Annotated in this window: 14 protein-coding genes; 7 read left to right on the top strand and 7 right to left on the bottom strand. The window is 34.5% G+C overall.

Features of this window, described 5'->3' with window-relative positions; genetic code table 11:
* Positions 1-251: 251 nt before the first annotated feature.
* Both EV142_RS10990 and EV142_RS10985 read left to right on the top strand, forming a co-directional pair.
* Positions 252-3032, top strand: a complete 2781-nt coding sequence (locus tag EV142_RS10990; RefSeq protein ID WP_238698695.1) for a gluzincin family metallopeptidase — start codon at positions 252-254, stop codon at positions 3030-3032.
* Positions 3033-3219: 187 nt separating this feature from the next.
* On the top strand, positions 3220-5631 hold the full coding sequence (locus tag EV142_RS10985; protein WP_132035463.1) for an alpha-ketoacid dehydrogenase subunit alpha/beta: 2412 nt from the start codon (positions 3220-3222) through the stop codon (positions 5629-5631).
* Between the two features lie 99 nt (positions 5632-5730).
* On the opposite strand, the gene kdsB is transcribed toward EV142_RS10985, so the two are convergent.
* The 3 genes from kdsB to EV142_RS10970 all read right to left on the bottom strand — a co-directional run bounded on the left by kdsB (position 5731) and on the right by EV142_RS10970 (position 8983).
* The gene (gene kdsB, locus EV142_RS10980) at positions 5731-6465 is read right to left on the bottom strand and encodes a 3-deoxy-manno-octulosonate cytidylyltransferase (RefSeq protein ID WP_132035460.1); all 735 of its coding nucleotides are present in this window, start codon (positions 6463-6465) and stop codon (positions 5731-5733) included.
* 110 nt (positions 6466-6575) lie between these two features.
* Positions 6576-7406 carry a 4,5-DOPA-extradiol-dioxygenase gene (ygiD, locus tag EV142_RS10975; protein ID WP_132035457.1) on the bottom strand — a complete coding sequence of 277 codons (831 nt, stop codon included), beginning with the start codon at positions 7404-7406 and terminating at the stop codon, positions 6576-6578.
* 152 nt (positions 7407-7558) lie between these two features.
* Positions 7559-8983: an ATP-dependent DNA helicase gene (locus EV142_RS10970; protein ID WP_132035454.1), complete on the bottom strand. Its 1425-nt coding sequence runs from the start codon at positions 8981-8983 to the stop codon at positions 7559-7561.
* 253 nt (positions 8984-9236) lie between these two features.
* Between EV142_RS10970 and EV142_RS10965 the strand changes: the two genes are divergently transcribed.
* Both EV142_RS10965 and EV142_RS10960 read left to right on the top strand, forming a co-directional pair.
* Positions 9237-10058: a DUF3822 family protein gene (locus EV142_RS10965; RefSeq protein ID WP_132035451.1), complete on the top strand. Its 822-nt coding sequence runs from the start codon at positions 9237-9239 to the stop codon at positions 10056-10058.
* Positions 10055-10660 (top strand): RsmD family RNA methyltransferase, encoded by a 606-nt coding sequence (locus EV142_RS10960; RefSeq protein ID WP_132035448.1) that lies wholly within the window; start codon positions 10055-10057, stop codon positions 10658-10660. The genes EV142_RS10965 and EV142_RS10960 overlap by 4 nt, the downstream gene beginning before the upstream one ends.
* Before the next feature lie 52 nt (positions 10661-10712).
* Here EV142_RS10960 and EV142_RS10955 read toward each other — a convergent pair whose 3' ends face one another.
* A complete protein-coding gene (locus tag EV142_RS10955) occupies positions 10713-12827 on the bottom strand; it encodes an outer membrane beta-barrel family protein (RefSeq protein ID WP_132035445.1) in 2115 nt (704 codons plus the stop codon).
* Between the two features lie 136 nt (positions 12828-12963).
* Here EV142_RS10955 and EV142_RS10950 point away from each other — a divergent pair, with 136 nt between their 5' ends.
* Both EV142_RS10950 and EV142_RS10945 read left to right on the top strand, forming a co-directional pair.
* Positions 12964-14322 carry a sensor histidine kinase gene (locus EV142_RS10950; RefSeq protein WP_132035442.1) on the top strand — a complete coding sequence of 453 codons (1359 nt, stop codon included), beginning with the start codon at positions 12964-12966 and terminating at the stop codon, positions 14320-14322.
* Between the two features lie 11 nt (positions 14323-14333).
* A complete protein-coding gene (locus EV142_RS10945) occupies positions 14334-15014 on the top strand; it encodes a response regulator transcription factor (protein WP_132035439.1) in 681 nt (226 codons plus the stop codon).
* Positions 15015-15026: 12 nt separating this feature from the next.
* Here the strand turns inward: EV142_RS10945 and EV142_RS10940 are convergent, their stop codons facing one another.
* Together EV142_RS10940 and EV142_RS10935 are read right to left on the bottom strand one after the other, a co-directional pair.
* Positions 15027-15686, bottom strand: a complete 660-nt coding sequence (locus EV142_RS10940) for a hypothetical protein (protein ID WP_132035436.1) — start codon at positions 15684-15686, stop codon at positions 15027-15029.
* Between the two features lie 3 nt (positions 15687-15689).
* On the bottom strand, positions 15690-16238 hold the full coding sequence (locus EV142_RS10935) for a hypothetical protein (protein WP_132035434.1): 549 nt from the start codon (positions 16236-16238) through the stop codon (positions 15690-15692).
* Positions 16239-16410: 172 nt separating this feature from the next.
* Between EV142_RS10935 and EV142_RS10930 the strand changes: the two genes are divergently transcribed.
* On the top strand, positions 16411-16605 hold the full coding sequence (locus tag EV142_RS10930; RefSeq protein WP_132035431.1) for a hypothetical protein: 195 nt from the start codon (positions 16411-16413) through the stop codon (positions 16603-16605).
* On the opposite strand, the gene EV142_RS10925 is transcribed toward EV142_RS10930, so the two are convergent.
* Positions 16602-17540, bottom strand: coding sequence for a ketopantoate reductase family protein (locus EV142_RS10925; protein WP_132035428.1), 939 nt, complete (start codon positions 17538-17540; stop codon positions 16602-16604). The two genes, EV142_RS10930 and EV142_RS10925, sit on opposite strands and share 4 nt — an antisense overlap.
* Between the last annotated feature and the right edge of the window lie 88 nt (positions 17541-17628).

Here is a 17628-nt window from a genome sequence, read left to right as displayed (position 1 = left end):
CTATTTGAATTCATTTAAGTCTGAAGCAACAAAAGTAAAATTTATATGAACTTAAATAACTTAAATGGTTAAATTACATCAACATATTGCAAAAAATTAAAGCTGTTTTTTTTAACAGCTTTTTTTATACTATTTTTACAAAAATCCAAAACAGTTCAAAGCTCGTAAATAAAGATATATTCTAAAAACATAAGCACCTATTGAGATCATTTTATAAAATAATCTTTTTCCTTTTCGTTTTATTCAGTTCAATGAAACCATACGCGCAGCATCATTCAAAGATAGAAGCTGCGGTAAATTTTGAATTGAAAACACTGAATATCAAACAGGACCTTACATTTTATAACACTTCTAACGATTCTCTGGATTCGATTGTGCTAAATGACTGGAACAATGCCTTTTCAAACAAAAATACTCCGTTAGCCAAACGTTTTTCAGACGAATTTTATCGTGGTTTTCACCTGGCCAAATCCGAAGAAAGAGGAAACACCACTATTCTGAATCTGACAGATTCTGCTGACTTCGCCCTTGAATGGGAACGGACCGATAAAAATCCGGATTACATTGTCATAAAACTAAAACAAAAGCTTCCTCCGAATCAAAAAATGGAACTGCACATAAATTATATTGCCAAGATTCCGAGTGATAAATTCACCGATTATGGTTTTGACCAAAATGGCGGAATGAATTTGAAAAACTGGTATTTAAGCGTTGCCCGTTTCGAAAATCATACTTTTATAAAATATAATAACTTCAATCTGGATGATATTGCAAATGCGACGACTAATTATGAAATCGCAATAAAAATTCCGAATGGTTATTCGATTACAACCGATTTAAATTCGGTTTCTACAGATCTGACAAATCCACAGTCGGCCATTTATTCTTTTTCAGGTAACAACAGGACTGATTTCAACTTATTTATCGAAAAGCAAAATAGTTTCAAAAGCTATCAAAATGGGTCAATCGAAGTTCTTTCCAACCTAAAGAACAAAAAACTCAGTGATATCCAGCAGGCAATCATCATTAATAAAGTGGTCAATTTTGCCAGTGCTTTTATCGGAAAGTATCCTCATGAGAAAATTACGGTTTCACAGGTCGATTATGACCGGAATCCTTTTTACGGACTAAATCAATTGCCGTCGTTTATTAGTCCGTTTTCAGATGATTTTATATTTGAAATTACTTTTTTAAAAACCTATCTCAACAATTATTTAAAGAACAGTCTGCGTTTAGATCCCAGAAAGGATAACTGGGTTTACGACGGGATTCAGATTTACAGCATGATGAAATTCATGGAAGAAAATCATTTGGATCAGAAGATGCTGGGAAGTCTTTCGAACATGAAACTCTTCAAGAGTTACAATATTGCTAATCTGACTTTTAACGAGCAATACAGTTATTATTATATGCTCATGGCCAGAAAAAATCTGGATCAGCCTCTTGGAGACCCCAAAAACACCCTGATAAAATTCAACGAACAGATTGCAAGTAAGTACCGTGCAGGTTTAAGCCTGAGTTATTTAGATGATTATCTAAACCATGATATTCTTCCGGAGAGCGTTCAGGAGTTTTATGATTTAAATAAAACCCAACAAGCCGACAGATCTGATTTCGAAACAATACTAACCAAAAACAGTCCAAAAGATATCCGGTGGTTCTTTAAAACCATTATTGATTCCCGTGATATTATCGATTACAAATTTTCAAATGTATCCAGAACGAAAGACAGCATACAATTTTCGATACGAAACAAGACCAATGTATTTACTCCAATTCCGGTGTATGGAATCAGAAAAAATGAAGTTGTTTTTAAGAAGTGGATTGAACCTAAAAACAATGATTCAATTTATGTTTTTGACCGAAAAAAAGCGGATAAAATAGTTTTGAATTATGACAATGAAGTTCCGGAATATAATTTACGAAACAACTGGAAATCATTGAAAAGTCTGGTCATAACAAATCGCCCGATAAAATTTAATTTCGCCAAAGATCTCGAAGATCCTTATTACAATCAGATATTATACATTCCGACTCTTACCTATAATTATTATGATGGTCTGACTCCGGGAGTACGTTTTCACAACAAAACTATTTTAGAGAAGCCCTTTACTTTTGATATTAACCCTGCCTATTCTATTAATGCCGGTACGATATCCGGTTCTTCTGCCTTTTCGTTAAGTCATTATTACCGCAATAGCAGGCTTTATAATGTAAAATATTCCATTAGTCAGAATTATTATCATTACGCACCCGACGCGACGTATTTCAGATTGAATCCAATGGTGCAGTTTAGAATTCGGGAAGAAAATTTCAGGGATAACAGAAAGCAGCTTTTCCTGATGCGTCAGGTAATTGTAAATCGGGAAGCAAGCCAATATATAACGGACAATTCAAAACCCAATTATTCTGTTTTTAACGCACGCTACATGAATACCAAAACGGAATTGGTCGATCATTTTAATTTTATGACCGATGTTCAATTTTCGGGTGATTTCGGAAAACTGGCCGGAGAAGTGGAATACAGAAGGTTATTTGAAAATAATAGAAGGCTAAATCTGAGATTGTATGCCGGAAGCTTCCTATACAACACTACCAATTCAGACTATTTTAGTTTTGGTTTAGACAGGCCGACAGATTATTTGTTTGATTATAATTTTCTGGGAAGATCTGAAAGTACCGGAATATTCAGTCAGCAATTTGTCATGGCTGAAGGTGGTTTTAAGTCTAAGATCGAACCGCGATACGCCAATCGATGGATGACGACTTTGAATGCCAGTTATTCGATCTGGAACTGGATTGAGGCTTACGGAGACCTTGGTCTTATGAAAAGTAAACAGCAAACAGCTGATTTTGCATATGATGCCGGAATCCGACTGAACCTCGTTCCGGATTACTTTGAACTCTATTTTCCGGTGTACTCTAATAATGGCTGGGAAATTTCTCAAAAGAAATACAATGAAAAAATACGATTTGTGGTTACTTTTTCTCCTAAAACATTAGTCAATCTTTTTACCCGAAAGTGGTTGTAATTGAATAAATTTTAAACAAAAACGTAAATTATATTCATCAGTAACTCAAATACATTGAATATTCAATAAAAAAAGTACGTAGTTTTAGCAATTTACTTGTAAATAATTAAATTATATTTATTTTAATGAATTATGATTATTGATACTTTTTAAGTAATTTTGCCGCATAACATGACCATTCCAGATTATGATTAAAGAAAAAAACAATACAACATTGACTTTCGAAGATTTCAAAACTGAGGTACTGAACGACTATAAAATTGCTGTAACCAGCCGCGAATGTAGTCTTTTAGGACGTAAAGAAGTATTGACAGGAAAGGCCAAATTTGGAATATTTGGTGACGGGAAAGAAGTGCCACAGCTTGCTATGGCAAAAGCTTTTAAAAATGGGGATTTCCGTTCCGGATATTATCGTGATCAGACTTTTATGATGGCTATCGGAGAACTTACTCCAAGGCAATTTTTCGCCGGTTTATACGGTCATACCGATTTAGATTTTGATCCGATGTCTGCAGGAAGACAAATGGGCGGTCACTTCGTTACACACAGTTTAAACGAAGACGGTTCCTGGAAAGACTTAACAAAACAAAAAAACTCAAGTGCAGATATATCTCCTACAGCCGGGCAGATGCCAAGGTTGTTAGGATTAGCGCAGGCTTCTAAAATTTACAGAAATGTTGACGGGATTACAACCAAAGATAAATTTTCTGTAAACGGAAACGAGGTTGCCTGGGGAACTATTGGAAATGCCAGTACTTCTGAAGGATTATTTTTTGAAACCATAAATGCTGCCGGAGTTTTACAGGTTCCGATGGTCATGAGTGTGTGGGATGATGAATACGGAATTTCGGTTCATGCAAAACATCAGACGACGAAAGAAAACATCTCTGAAATCCTAAAAGGATACCAGCGTGACGAAGATTCAAAAGGGTATGAAATTTTCAGGGTAAAAGGCTGGGATTATGCCGAACTGGTTTCTACCTACGAAAAAGCTGCAGCAATTGCACGCGAAGAACATGTACCGGTTTTAATTCACGTAAATGAGTTAACACAACCGCAGGGGCATTCGACTTCAGGATCACACGAACGTTACAAAAATGCAGAAAGACTGGGCTGGGAAAGAGATTTCGACTGTATTCGTCAGATGCGTTTATGGATGATTGCCATCAATATTGCATCACCTGAGGAATTGGCTGAAATTGATTTTGAAATCAAAAAAGAAATTCTTGAAGCGAAGAAAGATGCCTGGAATTCATTTATCAATCCAATTATTGAAGACCAGAAAAATCTTTTGGTTTTATTGGAGCAAATTTCAGCTGCCAGTATCAATCATAAAGATAAAATTCAAAAATACATCTCTGAATTAAGTGCTATAAAATCGCCTTTAAAAAAGGAGATGCTTGTTATAGCCCGAAAAATATTGCGTTTTATTGAAGTTCCAAACAGTAAAGTTTTATTATCAGAGTGGATTACCAATTATATCGGTGACACTCAGGGAAAATTCAGCAGCAATCTATTTTCTGATTCGGCTGAAAATGTATTTTCAGTACAGAAAGTACTTCCTGAATATGCCGATAATGCCAAGGCTGATTTAGACGGAAGAATGATTCTTCGTGATAACTTCGATGCGCTTTTCACAAAATATCCGGAAACATTGATTTTCGGTGAAGATGTTGGAAACATTGGTGATGTCAACCAGGGGCTTGAAGGGATGCAGGAAAAATACGGTGAACTCCGCGTTGCCGATGTTGGTATCAGGGAAGCTACTATTCTTGGACAGGGAATTGGAATGGCCTTAAGAGGTTTACGTCCGATTGCTGAGATTCAATATTTAGATTATTTACTGTACGCGATTCAAATCATGAGCGATGATTTGGCTACCTTACAATACAGAACTGTTGGAAAACAAAAAGCGCCGTTAATCATCAGAACCCGTGGACACCGTTTGGAAGGTATCTGGCATTCCGGTTCACCGATGGGAATGATTATTAATGCTATTCGCGGAATCCACGTTTTGGTTCCGAGAAACATGACACAGGCTGCCGGTTTCTATAATGCGCTTTTAGAGTGTGATGAACCTGCCCTTGTTATTGAATGTCTGAACGGATATCGTTTAAAAGAAAAAACACCTCTTAATTTTGGGGAATTCAAAACACCTATCGGAGTTGTTGAAACGCTAAAAGAAGGTGCTGATATCACTTTGGTTTCTTACGGGTCTACCTTAAGATTAGTAGAACAGGCTGCAACCGAATTACTGGATTTAGGAATTGATTGCGAAGTGATCGATATCCAGTCTTTACTTCCGTTTGATGTGAATCACGATATCGTAAAAAGTGTTGCCAAAACAAATCGTCTTTTGGTAATCGATGAAGATGTTCCTGGTGGAGCTTCAGCTTTTATTTTACAGCAAATCCTCGAAGAACAGGATGCGTATAAATATCTGGACAGTAAACCGCAAACACTGGCTGCAAAAGCACACCGACCTGCTTACGGAACTGATGGTGACTATTTCTCTAAACCTTCTGCTGAAGATATTTTCGAGAAAGTGTACAATATGATGAATGAAGTGAATCCAACTAAATTTCCAAGTTTATATTAAGAGTTTTATATATATAACAAGTCCCCGGAAAAATTTCTTTTCCCGGGGACTTTTTTTTGCTTCACATTTTACATCTTACGTTTCACTTTCACATTTATACTATATATCTCTCAAAATAGCTCTCGCTTTTTCTAAATCTTCAACGGTATCAATTCCGATTCCTACATGAGTGGTTTCAACCATTTTGATGCGTTTTCCAAATTCGAGATAACGAAGCTGTTCTAATTTTTCAGAAGCTTCAAGGGATTTCATTGGAAGACTGTAAAAATCCAGCAATGCCTGTTTTCTAAAGGCATAAATTCCGATATGCTGAAAATAGTGCACTCCAACCTCTTTATCTCTCGGATACGGAATTACAGAACGTGAAAAATACAAGGCAAACTGTGACTGATCGACAACCACTTTCACATTATTCGGATTATTAATTTCCTCCTCATCTGTAATTTCACGCATCAACGAAGCCAAATCTACTTTATGATCCGGATCGTTCTTAAAAACAGCCAAAACCTGCTCTAATGGGCCTGCTTCCGTAAAGGGTTCATCACCCTGCACATTCACCACAATATCAACGTCTAAATTGGCAATTGCTTCTGCAATCCGGTCGCTTCCGGATTCGTGTTCTTTGATGCTCATGATGGCTTTACCGCCGTTCGAAACAATTTCATTAAAAATCAGATCAGAATCGGTTACTACAAAAACGTCGTCGAATAATCGGGTGGCAACTGCTGCTTCATATGTTCTTAAAATAACGGTTTTACCTCCTAAATCCTGCATTAGTTTAGCAGGAAAACGTGTAGAGGCATATCGTGCCGGAATTACAGCTATTATTTTCATTTTAATATTTTAAAGTTTTCTTTTGCGAATCTCTGTGAAATCTTCGCGCAGCTTTGTGTAATAACTTTCACAGAGATTGACAACGTTGCACGGACTAACACAAAGCTATATTACATTATTTTTACGGAGGTCATGCTCAGGGAACCTGCCAGTAATTTATCATTAAACAGACTCAATTCTTCTGATTCCTGCTTTAATCCTAAAGTATACAGCAGCGGTAAATAATGATCCGGAGTTGGTATCGCCAACTGAACGGCTTTATTCATTTTTTCGAAATGAATCAGGGGCTGAAAATTGCCATCGAGTAAATAATTATTAACGGTTTCACGGGCTTCAATCGCCCAGTCAAAACCATAATTGTCTTTATCAAAATTTCTAAAATCTACTAAACGTAAATTGTGGACAATATTCCCGCTTCCAATGATCAAAACTCCTTTGTGACGCAATGCCTGTAATTTCTGCGCCAGCTCAAAATGATATTGCCCGGATTTGGTGTAATCAATACTCAACTGAATGACCGGAACATTAGCTTCAGGATATAAATGTTTGATGACACTCCATGCACCATGATCTAAACCCCAGTGCTCATCTAAATCAACATTTACAGGTTCTAATATTTTTTTGGTTTCCTGCGCCAGTTCAGGGCTTCCTTTTGCCGGATATTGCACATCAAAAAGTGCCTGCGGAAAACCTCCGAAATCATGGATTGTTCTTGGCATTTGCATGGCTGTTACTTTGGTTCCATTGGTAAACCAGTGTGCCGAAATACATAAAATAGCATTGGGCTGCGGTAATGTTTTGGCCAGATTACGAAAACCGGCTACAAACTGATTTTCTTCAATCGCATTCATCGGACTGCCGTGTCCCAAAAACAAAACCGGCATTTTATCGGTATTCGAAAACGTAGATGAAATCGAATGTAAATCGTTTAGTGTTGTCATTTTTTAAAATGTTTTCTTTTTGCCACGAATTATTAGAATTTCTACCAAAAAAAATCTGCTAAAACTTCTTGCCACAGATTAAGGGATTAAAAAATATTTTCTAATCTTCTGCATTTATATCTGTGAGAATTATTTTAATCTGTGGCTAAAATTTATTCCTCAAAACTTTCGTCTTTAAAGCCTATCAAATATAACTTATTTTTAGCACGTGTCATCGCAGTGTAAAGCCATCTGATGTAATCACGGTCGATTCCGTTTGGTAAATATGGCTGCTCAATAAAAACCGTATCCCACTGCCCTCCCTGCGATTTGTGACAGGTAATGGCATAAGAAAACTTAACCTGCAAACCATTGAAATACTCGTTATTCTTTACCTTTTGAAACTTCTTGTATTTGGTCGTCTCGTCTTCATAATCCTTCATCACTTCTTCGTACAAACGATTGGATTCTTCATACGTCAAAGAAGGCGATTCGCTTTTTATGGTATCTAAAATTAAAACCGTTTCGAAAGGTTTCTGATCCGGATAATCGACCATTCTGATTTTAACTTTCGCAAAATTGAATCCGTAAAGCTCTTTGATTCCAAAAAGCTCCAGCACTTCAATAATATCTCCGTTGGCAATAAATCCGGCTTCGTCGGTTTCCTTTAACCAAAAATAATTATTCTTGACCACCATCAGGAAATCGCCAACTGAAAGTTCACTTTCTTTAAAAAGGATTCTGGTCCTGATCTGCTCGTTGTACTGATTGGCTCTTTTATTGGAACGCACTATAAAAGCCGTATCTTCAATACTATAATTGCTGTAAGCGGTATTTATGGCGTCCTGAATATCATATCCATCGGTAAGCCTGACAATATCTTTGAATTTTTTTACATTGAATTTAAATTCCGTTATAAAAGATTCCTTTAACAATTCACGTAATTCGGTAGCATTATACAAAATTCCCGAACTTTCCTCCTGACGCATTACTTCGTCAAGTTCTATATGTTCGATTTCTTTATCGTAATGGGCACCCAAAGTATGGGTATCAAGCGCCGGACTAATATCTAAATTAACGGGAGGCAGCTGCGCAGTATCTCCCAAAAGAATCATTTTGCAATTGGTCCCGGAATAAACGTAGGAAATCAAATCGTCTAACAACGACCCGTTATCGTACAATTTCGAATCTGAATTGCTGTCTGAAATCATCGAAGCCTCATCGACAATAAAAATAGTGTTTTTATGCTTGTTGATTTGTTTCGTAAAAGCAACTCCTCCGCCGGATGATTTTTTAGGAAAATATATTTTTTTATGAATTGTAAAGGCAGGCGTATTCGAATAATTCGCGATTACTTTTGCGGCGCGTCCGGTTGGGGCAAGCAAAACAAACTTCTTGTTGATATCGCCCAAATTATTTACAATCGTAGAGATCACAGTCGTTTTACCTGTTCCGGCATATCCTTTCAATACAAAAATGGTCTTGTTGTCCGGTTCTGTCAGGAAAATAGCAATTTTCTGAAAAAATATATCCTGTTTATAGGTTGGGGCAAAAGGAAATTTTTTTTGTAAAACGCTATAAAACAGTGCTGAATTCATAAGATAAAATTGAACTGCAAAGTACGGTCTTTTTAGCGTTAAAGGCAATTTCAAAAATCAATTTTAATCATAATATTTTCGAAAAGGAACCAACTGAAATTAAAGAATTAATAAAAATATAATAAGCCCATAACTTTACTAAAATGTTGTTTTTGAAATTGCAATTATTATTGTTGCTTTTTAATTTGTAAGTTTGTGTTTAAATTAAATTCTTTCTTGACACTACAACAGGTAATGAATTGTAAATCAGATTATGGCATTTCAAAATACTAATATAACATCCAAAAAATACAAAAAACTTTCTATTCAGGTTTCGCTGAACGGATTTTCGTTTTGTTGTTTTGACACGCTTAATAACAGCATTACTTCTTTTAATGAAGTAGAATTTACACCAACACAAAAAGGATCCAAAATAGAAGAATTGTACGGTGATGCTTTTAAAAAACATCCTGAACTAAAAGACACTTATGACGATATAATCGTCATTCATAATAACAATCTTTCGACTTTTGTGCCTACTGCTTTATTTGATGAAAATTATCTAGGCAGTTACCTGCAATATAATACCAAGGTTTTTGAAACTGATTTTTTTACCTATGATCAGATTTCAAATTACCACATGAATACCGTTTATATACCCTATGTAAATATCAATAATTTTTTAATTGATCAGGTGGGTTCGTTTGATTACAAACACGCTAACAGTATTTTAATTGAAAAAATGCTGGAAGCTTCTAAAAATAACGACGATAAAAAAATGATCGTTAATTTTAATCCGGATCACTTTGAACTGATTGTGGTACAGAACCAAAAACTGCTGTTATTCAACTCATTCGAATATCAGACACCGGAAGATTTTTTATATTATCTGCTTTTTACAGCGGAGCAATTAAGTTTAAATCCTGAAAGTTTTCATCTCGAACTATTGGGGACAATAACTAAAAATGATCCTTTTTATACCATTGCGTATAAATACATTCGTAACGTTACATTTTTGGATGTAAGCAGGTTACAAGAAAAAAACAACTACTCCACTGCTCAGAATCAAAAACATTATATCTTATTTCAATCATGAGAATCATTTCAGGAAAATTCAAAGGACGCCGCATTTTTCCACCCAAAAACCTTCCTGTACGACCAACAACTGACATGAGTAAAGAAGCATTGTTTAATGTTCTGAACAATCATTTTAGTTTTGAGGGTTTGAAGGTTCTGGATTTATTTTCAGGTACCGGAAATATCAGTTTCGAATTCGCTTCACGAGGAAGTGCGCCAATTACCTCCGTTGATGGGGATTTTGGATGCGTAAAATTCATCAAACAGGTTTCGTCAGAATATGATTTTGAAATCGCTGCAACAAAAAGCGATGTTTTTAAATTCCTTGAAAATTGCAAAACTTCTTACGATATTATTTTTGCAGATCCTCCTTACGCTTTAGATCAGGCAACTTTTGAAAAAATTGTCCTGACGGTTTTCGAAAGAGATTTGCTTCACGAGGACGGAATGATGGTGATCGAACATTCTAAATACACCAAACTGGAACATTTGAGTAATTTCTCGTTTCAGAAAAGTTATGGAGGTTCCTTTTTTACTTTCTTCGAATTGAATTCTACGGACGACGATGAAGAACTTAGTAATGAAACATCCAGTAAAGCTACAGAAGAAGACGAAGGATAAATTCTCTTTTAATCATAAAAAAGTCTCTTGAAATTCAGGAGACTTTTTATTTTTATCTAATTCTGTTTTGATTTTCGTCAATATTTCTCTCTTTAAATTCGGTTTCTTTTATCTTCCCGAAAGCATATTTTATGGAGATTAAAATTTCATGATTGTCCACCACATATCTTGCTTTAGAATTAATAGCATTGATTGTAAATTTTTCTGTTTCAATATTATTTTTAAACATATTATTACAGCTCACCGTAAATCTCCATTTTTTTAAGAATGCTTTTGAAACTGCCATATCAACAATAAGTCTGGGATTTGTTTCAAAAACACCTGTATTTTGCTTTGTTAATCCCCAAAAATTCAACGTGAAGACATATTCTTTGGGAAGTTTAAATTCATTATTTGATGAATAATACAAATAGGGTTCTGAAGCCACAAACGCTGCAGATTCATCTTCAATCTTTTCTAAAATAAAAGCTAAAGAATTCGTTGTTGTCCAAAATTTGTACGTAAACGGCAACGTAAAATCAAGCGATAATCCAGAGCTTTTATTAAAATTGATATCTTTAAAAGTCATGATATTTTTTTGATCATCAAAAGAAAAACTGTTATAAACCGGATTACTGCTTTTGGTAAAACTTAATTTGACTGATTTATCATGATACTGAAAACTCGCAGCAATCTCATCTGTAATCGTCGGAATTAAATTAATATTTCGAGTGTATAAAAAATACGGGTTAATATAGGTAGACCCCTGACTTAAAGACGAATAATTAGGCCTTGAAATACTTTTAGCGTAGTTTACAGAAATACTTTTAACACTATCTATTGGAAATGAAAACTGCATTTTCGGAAAAAAATTAGTGTATTTTTTATCCAGTAAGGGTAATTCGTCTGTTTTAAATTTACCTGTTACATTTGAGTTTTCAACTCTAAATCCAACCGAGAAATCGATTTTTTTAATTTTACCGGACAATTGTGTATATCCGGATAAGTTTCCCTCTTTAAAATCGTAAAAACTTAATTCGTTTTCATTGGTTGCTGCATAAAAAACAGCAACATCAGATTTAGAATTTGCTGATGCATACAAGCCTCCAAATTCAAGTTTCATTTCATTTTTAAATTTTTTATCGATATCAATTCTTCCCGAAAAATAATTAATTTTAAATTTCTGATCCCTGATTTGTGTCAATCCAAATTGCGTATCATTATAATTATCTTTTACCGCGGTAAACAATCCCTGATCAAAATTAGAATATTGCAGACCTGTAAAAAACTGTGTATCAATCGATTTTATTTTTTTCTGATAATTTAAAAGGGAGTTTACAAAATTCTTTTTACTTTGATTATCAGTCCATGTGATCACCTTATTTTCCTCATTATTGTTTTTGTTATAAGTGGTGGTATTGATATCAAAAGAATCATTTTGCAATTTACTGTTCATACTAATCGAAAAATAATCATCCTCATTTATTTTATAGAATAAACCTCCTCCAAAAACAAATTGGTCTCTTTTAGTAAAAGCAGACACATCATAATCTGACGCAATGTTAGCTTGCGGAATTTGATATTTAATACTGTGACTTTCCCAGGGCTGAAGTTTATTGTAATTGAAGTTGGCTTTCCATTCCACTTTATTTTTTTTGAAATTGGAATTGAATCCAAGATAATTGTTATACCGTTTTTTGAAAGAAGCCACTTCGGAAATTTCGGTTCTGAAACTATCTTTTTTACTAAATTTCCTTGTAACTAAAATTACGGCGCGACCTTCGGCTTCGTATTTGGAAGATGGATTTTTAATAATTTCGATAGTTTTGATATCGGCTACCGACAAAGCATTCAGATCATTTATTCCCACTTTTTGATTATCGATATAAATGAGCGGACTTCCTTTTCCAATAACTGTAATACTTTCTTTATCTGAACTGATCTGAACGGTTGGTAATTTTGCCAATAAATCAACTGCATTTGGAATTGAATTATAAATCGAATTTGCAACGTCAACTTTTATATTTCCGTTTTGATTTGAAAACGCTTTTTTATCAGCAGTAATCAGAACTTCATTCAGTTGATTGGAAATACTGTCTTTAGGCGTTTCAACCTGTGCATATCCGGCTATTGAAAAACAAAAAAGCAATACAAATAAAATGATTTTTAAGAAAAAGTAAATTTTCATACGGTAAGAAGATTTTGGTTTGAGAGGTACAAAAATGCTTCTAATAAAACGTTCCGGAAGTTAATTGGAGGTTAATGGGACGTTAATGCTTTTTTGTTTGATAAAAGCTTTATTTTTGATCTGAATTTACAATCGAATGAAACAAAGAATCAATTTATTAATCACACTTTCTGTTTTTGCACTGCTCATATTATCGGCGGTACAATGTTATTTAGTAAAAACGGCTTACGATTATAAAGTAGCACAATTTCATACCGAGATCAAGAATGAAATTGCCCAGGTTTCCCATAATTACAGTGATATTGATTCGGTACTGGTCAGCAAAAAAGAAGCGCTTTATAAACTATTATCGGAAAACTATCTTCAGGGAAAAAAGACCAAATCTGAAATCAGAAACAGCATTCTGGAAAACGAATATCAGAATGCTTTAACACAGAAAATTCAACGCAAGTTTGCACGGGAATTGCCCGATCTTAAAATTGATTTTGCCATTGTCCTGAATAAATTCATACTGTATCAAAACGCAAAAAAAACAGACACCATTTTTTCTCAAAAACCTTTTATTCAGAATAAATTATACGGTAATCTGGCTTCATTGAATCATGCTTTTTTAGTTCGGAATTATGTCGGAACAACGAATGGAACATTTGAAAATCAGGATTACAAATTACTAACGGAAGATTCGATGTACATTTCGGTAATCGACTGGGAACTGATTATTTTAAGGCGTATGGCAGTTGTGCTGACTTTGTCTTTACTTTCTGTTTTTACTTTAATAACGCTTTTTATAATTGCGATCAAAGCTTTGATCAAACAAAAAAAAGTAAGCGATGTAAAGACTGATTTCATCAACAATATCACACACGAACTCAAAACGCCTTTGGCCACATTAGGAATTTCAACGAAAATACTGGAACAGAAAAACATTCGGGAGAACGACGAAAACTTCAATGCGATTATCAATACAATCTCGCGCCAGAATAATCGTTTGCAGAGTTTGATTGATCAGGTTTTGGCGAACTCACTGGCTGAAAATGAAATCGAATTACAAAAAGAAAAAATAAATACCGAAACTTTCCTGCTTTCGATTATAGAAGATTTTAAAATTGGTAATCCGAAAATTACAATTGAAACCGATTTTCAAACGCAAAAAACAGTATTGGTTTTAGATAAATTTCATTTGACTACGGCTATTTTAAATGTGCTGGAAAATGCCGTAAAATATGGCTCCAACAATATCTCCGTCAAAACAAGAAAACATCAGGACCAGTTTTCAGTCAGTATTGAAGATGACGGAATAGGGATTTCAAAAAACAAACAGGCCTTGCTTTTTGAAAAATTCTATAGAGTGGAACAAGGCAATTTACACAATGCAAAAGGCCTTGGACTGGGTTTATATTATGTTGATCAAATTATAAAAGCGCATCAGGGTTCGATTGCCGTGATAAGCGATTTAGGAAAAGGAGCTGTGTTTACGATTATGTTTAAAGTTTAAATCATTTCCCATTGAAAAGAATACTTTTAGCCGAAGATGATTTTGATTTTGCCAATGTGCTCAGGCAATATCTGGAGCTTTATCACTATGAAGTAATTTGGGCGGAAGATGGTGAAATGGCACTGGATCTTTTTAAAAAGCAACGTTTTGACATTTGTGTTTTTGATGTGATGATGCCTAAACTGGACGGTTTTTCATTAGCGGAAAAAATAAACAAAATAAACCCTGAAATTCCTTTTATTTTCCTGACAGCCAAAAAATTAAAAGAAGACAAAATCATTGGACTAAAACTCGGTGCAGACGATTATATTGTAAAACCTTTTGAAGCTGAAGAACTAATTTTACGTTTACAAAACATCTTAAAAAGAAGCCTGCAAAAAAACCTTTCAACGGACAACGAAGAAATTCAGATCGGATTGTATTGTTTTGATACCAAACGGCTGACTTTGAAACTCAACCACCAAAATCAGCAACTCACTGAAAAAGAAGCTGCTTTGATTCAGTACTTTTACTCGCATAAAAACCAATTGCTAAAAAGGGAACAAATCCTGAAAGCCATTTGGGGCAATGACGATTTTTTCTCCGGCAGAAGTATGGATGTTTACATCAGTAAAATCAGGAAATATTTTAAGGAAGATGCTAAAATCAGTATCGAAAGCATTCGAAATATTGGTATTGAATTTAAAATTTAAGAATCTAATGCTTTAATTTTTCTTTTTTTCAAATCCCAGATAATAGCTTATTCCCATCCCAACCGTATCTGTATTAATTCGTGAATTAGAATGATTTACTTCCGTTAAGGCTTTTCCCATATTCACTCCGTTGTAATACAAATTAACCGAAAGTGAATCATAACTTTTATCCGAAAGTACAATATCGATTCCTAATCCTATTCCAAATGACTGATACCATTCGCTGACTGTTTCTTTTGTAGTAACAGAAGCCGATGGTTTAATTGGATTGATAACAGTGTAATACCGATCTGCGCTGATTTTTGAAACATTAAATCGGGGCAATATCTGAATAAACACATCTCCGGAATTTACTTCTTTACTATATAACGAAATTTTAGGTGTCAGGTTGAAATTAAGAGCATATACCTTACTGGTTCTGAGATCGAGTGTATTTCCCTGTTGGTCAACTTTACTGTAATCCTCCAGACTTCCGATAAAATAACTGACTCCTACTTCGGGTTTCAGAAAGCGATGCACTTTTACCTCTAAACCAGTTCCAAATTCGGAAAAAGAATTATTCTGAAAGTCAGAATGCAAATAGGCTGAAATATTTGCAAATACTCTGGCATGCTGTGCATTTGATTTTATACAGAACAAAACCAACAAAAAGAAAAGTATTTTTTTTATCATAGCTTATTTTCCAATTACCCAACCTAAAGTAAGATTACCGATAGGAGTAAATTCAGTATCGAATTTATCTACATTAATCCCAGCTCCCAGATGTACTTCTAAATTAAATTTTCTTTTATACGTGCGCTGAAATCCCCAAAGTGGAGCTATAGTGAAAGACGGGGAATATTCTCCATATTTTTCATTGGTAGCGATAGATTTAAAATTATAGTAAGCAGATAAAGCAACAAAATTAGCGGAGTTATGAGCTGTTCTTTTTCCTTTAGCAGCTCTCTTTGCAAAATTATAGTAATGACGAAACTGCTCATTGATAGAAGGAAAAAAATACACCGTTGATTCGTCATAATAACTGTTATAACGATATCCCAAACCAAGATTAACTTCGGAATAAAGCGTGTTTTTATCTGAAAAACCGTGCTCGTAAACAAAGCCGGGATATAACATGTTAATCTTAAATTGATTTTTTACGACAGTAGCCGGAGCCTCTTCCTGTGCCAAAAGAGTATTCGTTAAAAGAAGCGATAAAAATAAAAACAGGTAGTTTTTTCTCATTTTTTTTCAAGTTGATGGCGCAAATATAGTCTTAAAACAATGCCATGCTATAAAAAAACAGATTATTTTCTTACATATTCAGCTGTAAATCTTATAATCCATACCCATAATTGTATAACTATTTGATTATTAATTCAAATACATTTGCTGTTAACATTTAAAAACACAAATCATGAATCTAAAAAGATTATTTGGAGGATTACTTACAGTCCTGGGTATTATCGGACTAATTTACACAGCAGTTATTTTCGCAGGCACTTCTGGCGAAACCAGAGATATAAAATCCCTAATTATTTACGGAATACTTGGGATCGTCTTTTTTATGTCAGGAATCAGCTTGGTTCGCGGGACAAAAGACGAATCTTAGATTATTGATTTATTTGGGTTTCCTAATTTATCTAAAACCAATTGATACGTTGGGGTTTCAACTTCATATTTCTGGCCTTCATTAACTACAAATTCGGTTAATGAAGCCAATTCTATATTTCTTCCGGACAACAAATCGCGATGCATCGATGAAGTTGTTTCAGGTGGTGTTTTTTCGAGTTTTAAAATCGTTTGAAGAATAATGTCCTCAGGAAGATTTAATCCCTTTACGGCTGCAATCATTGTAATTTCATTCATTAGGGAGACATATATATTTCTGCCTGTCCGGCTTTCTAAAATTTCTCCAATATTAAAATTCAAATAACATGTTGCTGAAGCCAGTACGGATATAAAAACAAATTTCTCCCAAACCGTATCTTCAATATTATCTACCAGATGACTATCGATTGCTGCGTTTTTAAGGATGTTTTGCAAGGCTTTCATTTTGTAAACGGAAGCACTTTCAGAACCAAAAAATAATCTTTGCAACGATCCTACATTATGAATCACACCAGGCGATTCAATCATCGAAAAAATATAGACACAGCCTTGCAGCACTTCATTATCCGGAAAAAGTGTACTGATACGTTCCGTCGCATCAACTCCATTGTATAACGGAAGGATTACTGTGTTTTTTGTAATGCATTTAGTTAATGCGAGAAGACTTTCTTCAATATCATAGGTTTTAGTGGCACAAATTAAGTAATCGAGTTTGCCAATGACCACCGGATCGTCTGAAACTACTTTCGGAAAAACAACTATTTCTGAATCCCTGGTAATAATCTTCAATCCAGATTCTGAAACTACTTTTAACGTTTCGCCACGAGCAATAAATACAATTTCTATGTCTTCAGATTCCTGATACGCTTTCGCTAAAATTCCGCCAAAATAGCCGCCTACCCCACCTAAACCTAATATTCCAATTCTTGTTTTCATGTTAAATGTTAAATGTAAAATGTCTGAGTTAAATGCCAACTTTAAATATTACCCTCCATTTCAATGTAAATAAAAAAATCTGTTTAAA

It is taken from the genome of Flavobacterium circumlabens, assembly GCF_004345565.1.
Taxonomy (GTDB): Bacteria; Bacteroidota; Bacteroidia; order Flavobacteriales; family Flavobacteriaceae; genus Flavobacterium; species Flavobacterium circumlabens.
The sequence above is the reverse complement of the archived record's forward strand: the minus strand, read 5'-3'. Positions and strand labels throughout refer to the sequence as shown.

What these genes read in the sequence shown, in the direction of transcription:
- EV142_RS10925 (WP_132035428.1), bottom strand. Translation starts at nt 17,540, where the DNA reads ATGAAAACAAGAATTGGAATATTAGGTTTAGGTGGGGTAGGCGGCTAT.
- EV142_RS10955 (WP_132035445.1), bottom strand. Translation starts at nt 12,827, where the DNA reads ATGAAAATTTACTTTTTCTTAAAAATCATTTTATTTGTATTGCTTTTT.
- EV142_RS10935 (WP_132035434.1), bottom strand. Translation starts at nt 16,238, where the DNA reads ATGAGAAAAAACTACCTGTTTTTATTTTTATCGCTTCTTTTAACGAAT.
- EV142_RS10940 (WP_132035436.1), bottom strand. Translation starts at nt 15,686, where the DNA reads ATGATAAAAAAAATACTTTTCTTTTTGTTGGTTTTGTTCTGTATAAAA.
- kdsB (WP_132035460.1), bottom strand. Translation starts at nt 6,465, where the DNA reads ATGAAAATAATAGCTGTAATTCCGGCACGATATGCCTCTACACGTTTT.
- EV142_RS10985 (WP_132035463.1), top strand. Translation starts at nt 3,220, where the DNA reads ATGATTAAAGAAAAAAACAATACAACATTGACTTTCGAAGATTTCAAA.
- EV142_RS10990 (WP_238698695.1), top strand. Translation starts at nt 252, where the DNA reads ATGAAACCATACGCGCAGCATCATTCAAAGATAGAAGCTGCGGTAAAT.
- EV142_RS10970 (WP_132035454.1), bottom strand. Translation starts at nt 8,983, where the DNA reads ATGAATTCAGCACTGTTTTATAGCGTTTTACAAAAAAAATTTCCTTTT.
- EV142_RS10950 (WP_132035442.1), top strand. Translation starts at nt 12,964, where the DNA reads ATGAAACAAAGAATCAATTTATTAATCACACTTTCTGTTTTTGCACTG.
- EV142_RS10965 (WP_132035451.1), top strand. Translation starts at nt 9,237, where the DNA reads ATGGCATTTCAAAATACTAATATAACATCCAAAAAATACAAAAAACTT.
- EV142_RS10960 (WP_132035448.1), top strand. Translation starts at nt 10,055, where the DNA reads ATGAGAATCATTTCAGGAAAATTCAAAGGACGCCGCATTTTTCCACCC.
- ygiD (WP_132035457.1), bottom strand. Translation starts at nt 7,406, where the DNA reads ATGACAACACTAAACGATTTACATTCGATTTCATCTACGTTTTCGAAT.
- EV142_RS10930 (WP_132035431.1), top strand. Translation starts at nt 16,411, where the DNA reads ATGAATCTAAAAAGATTATTTGGAGGATTACTTACAGTCCTGGGTATT.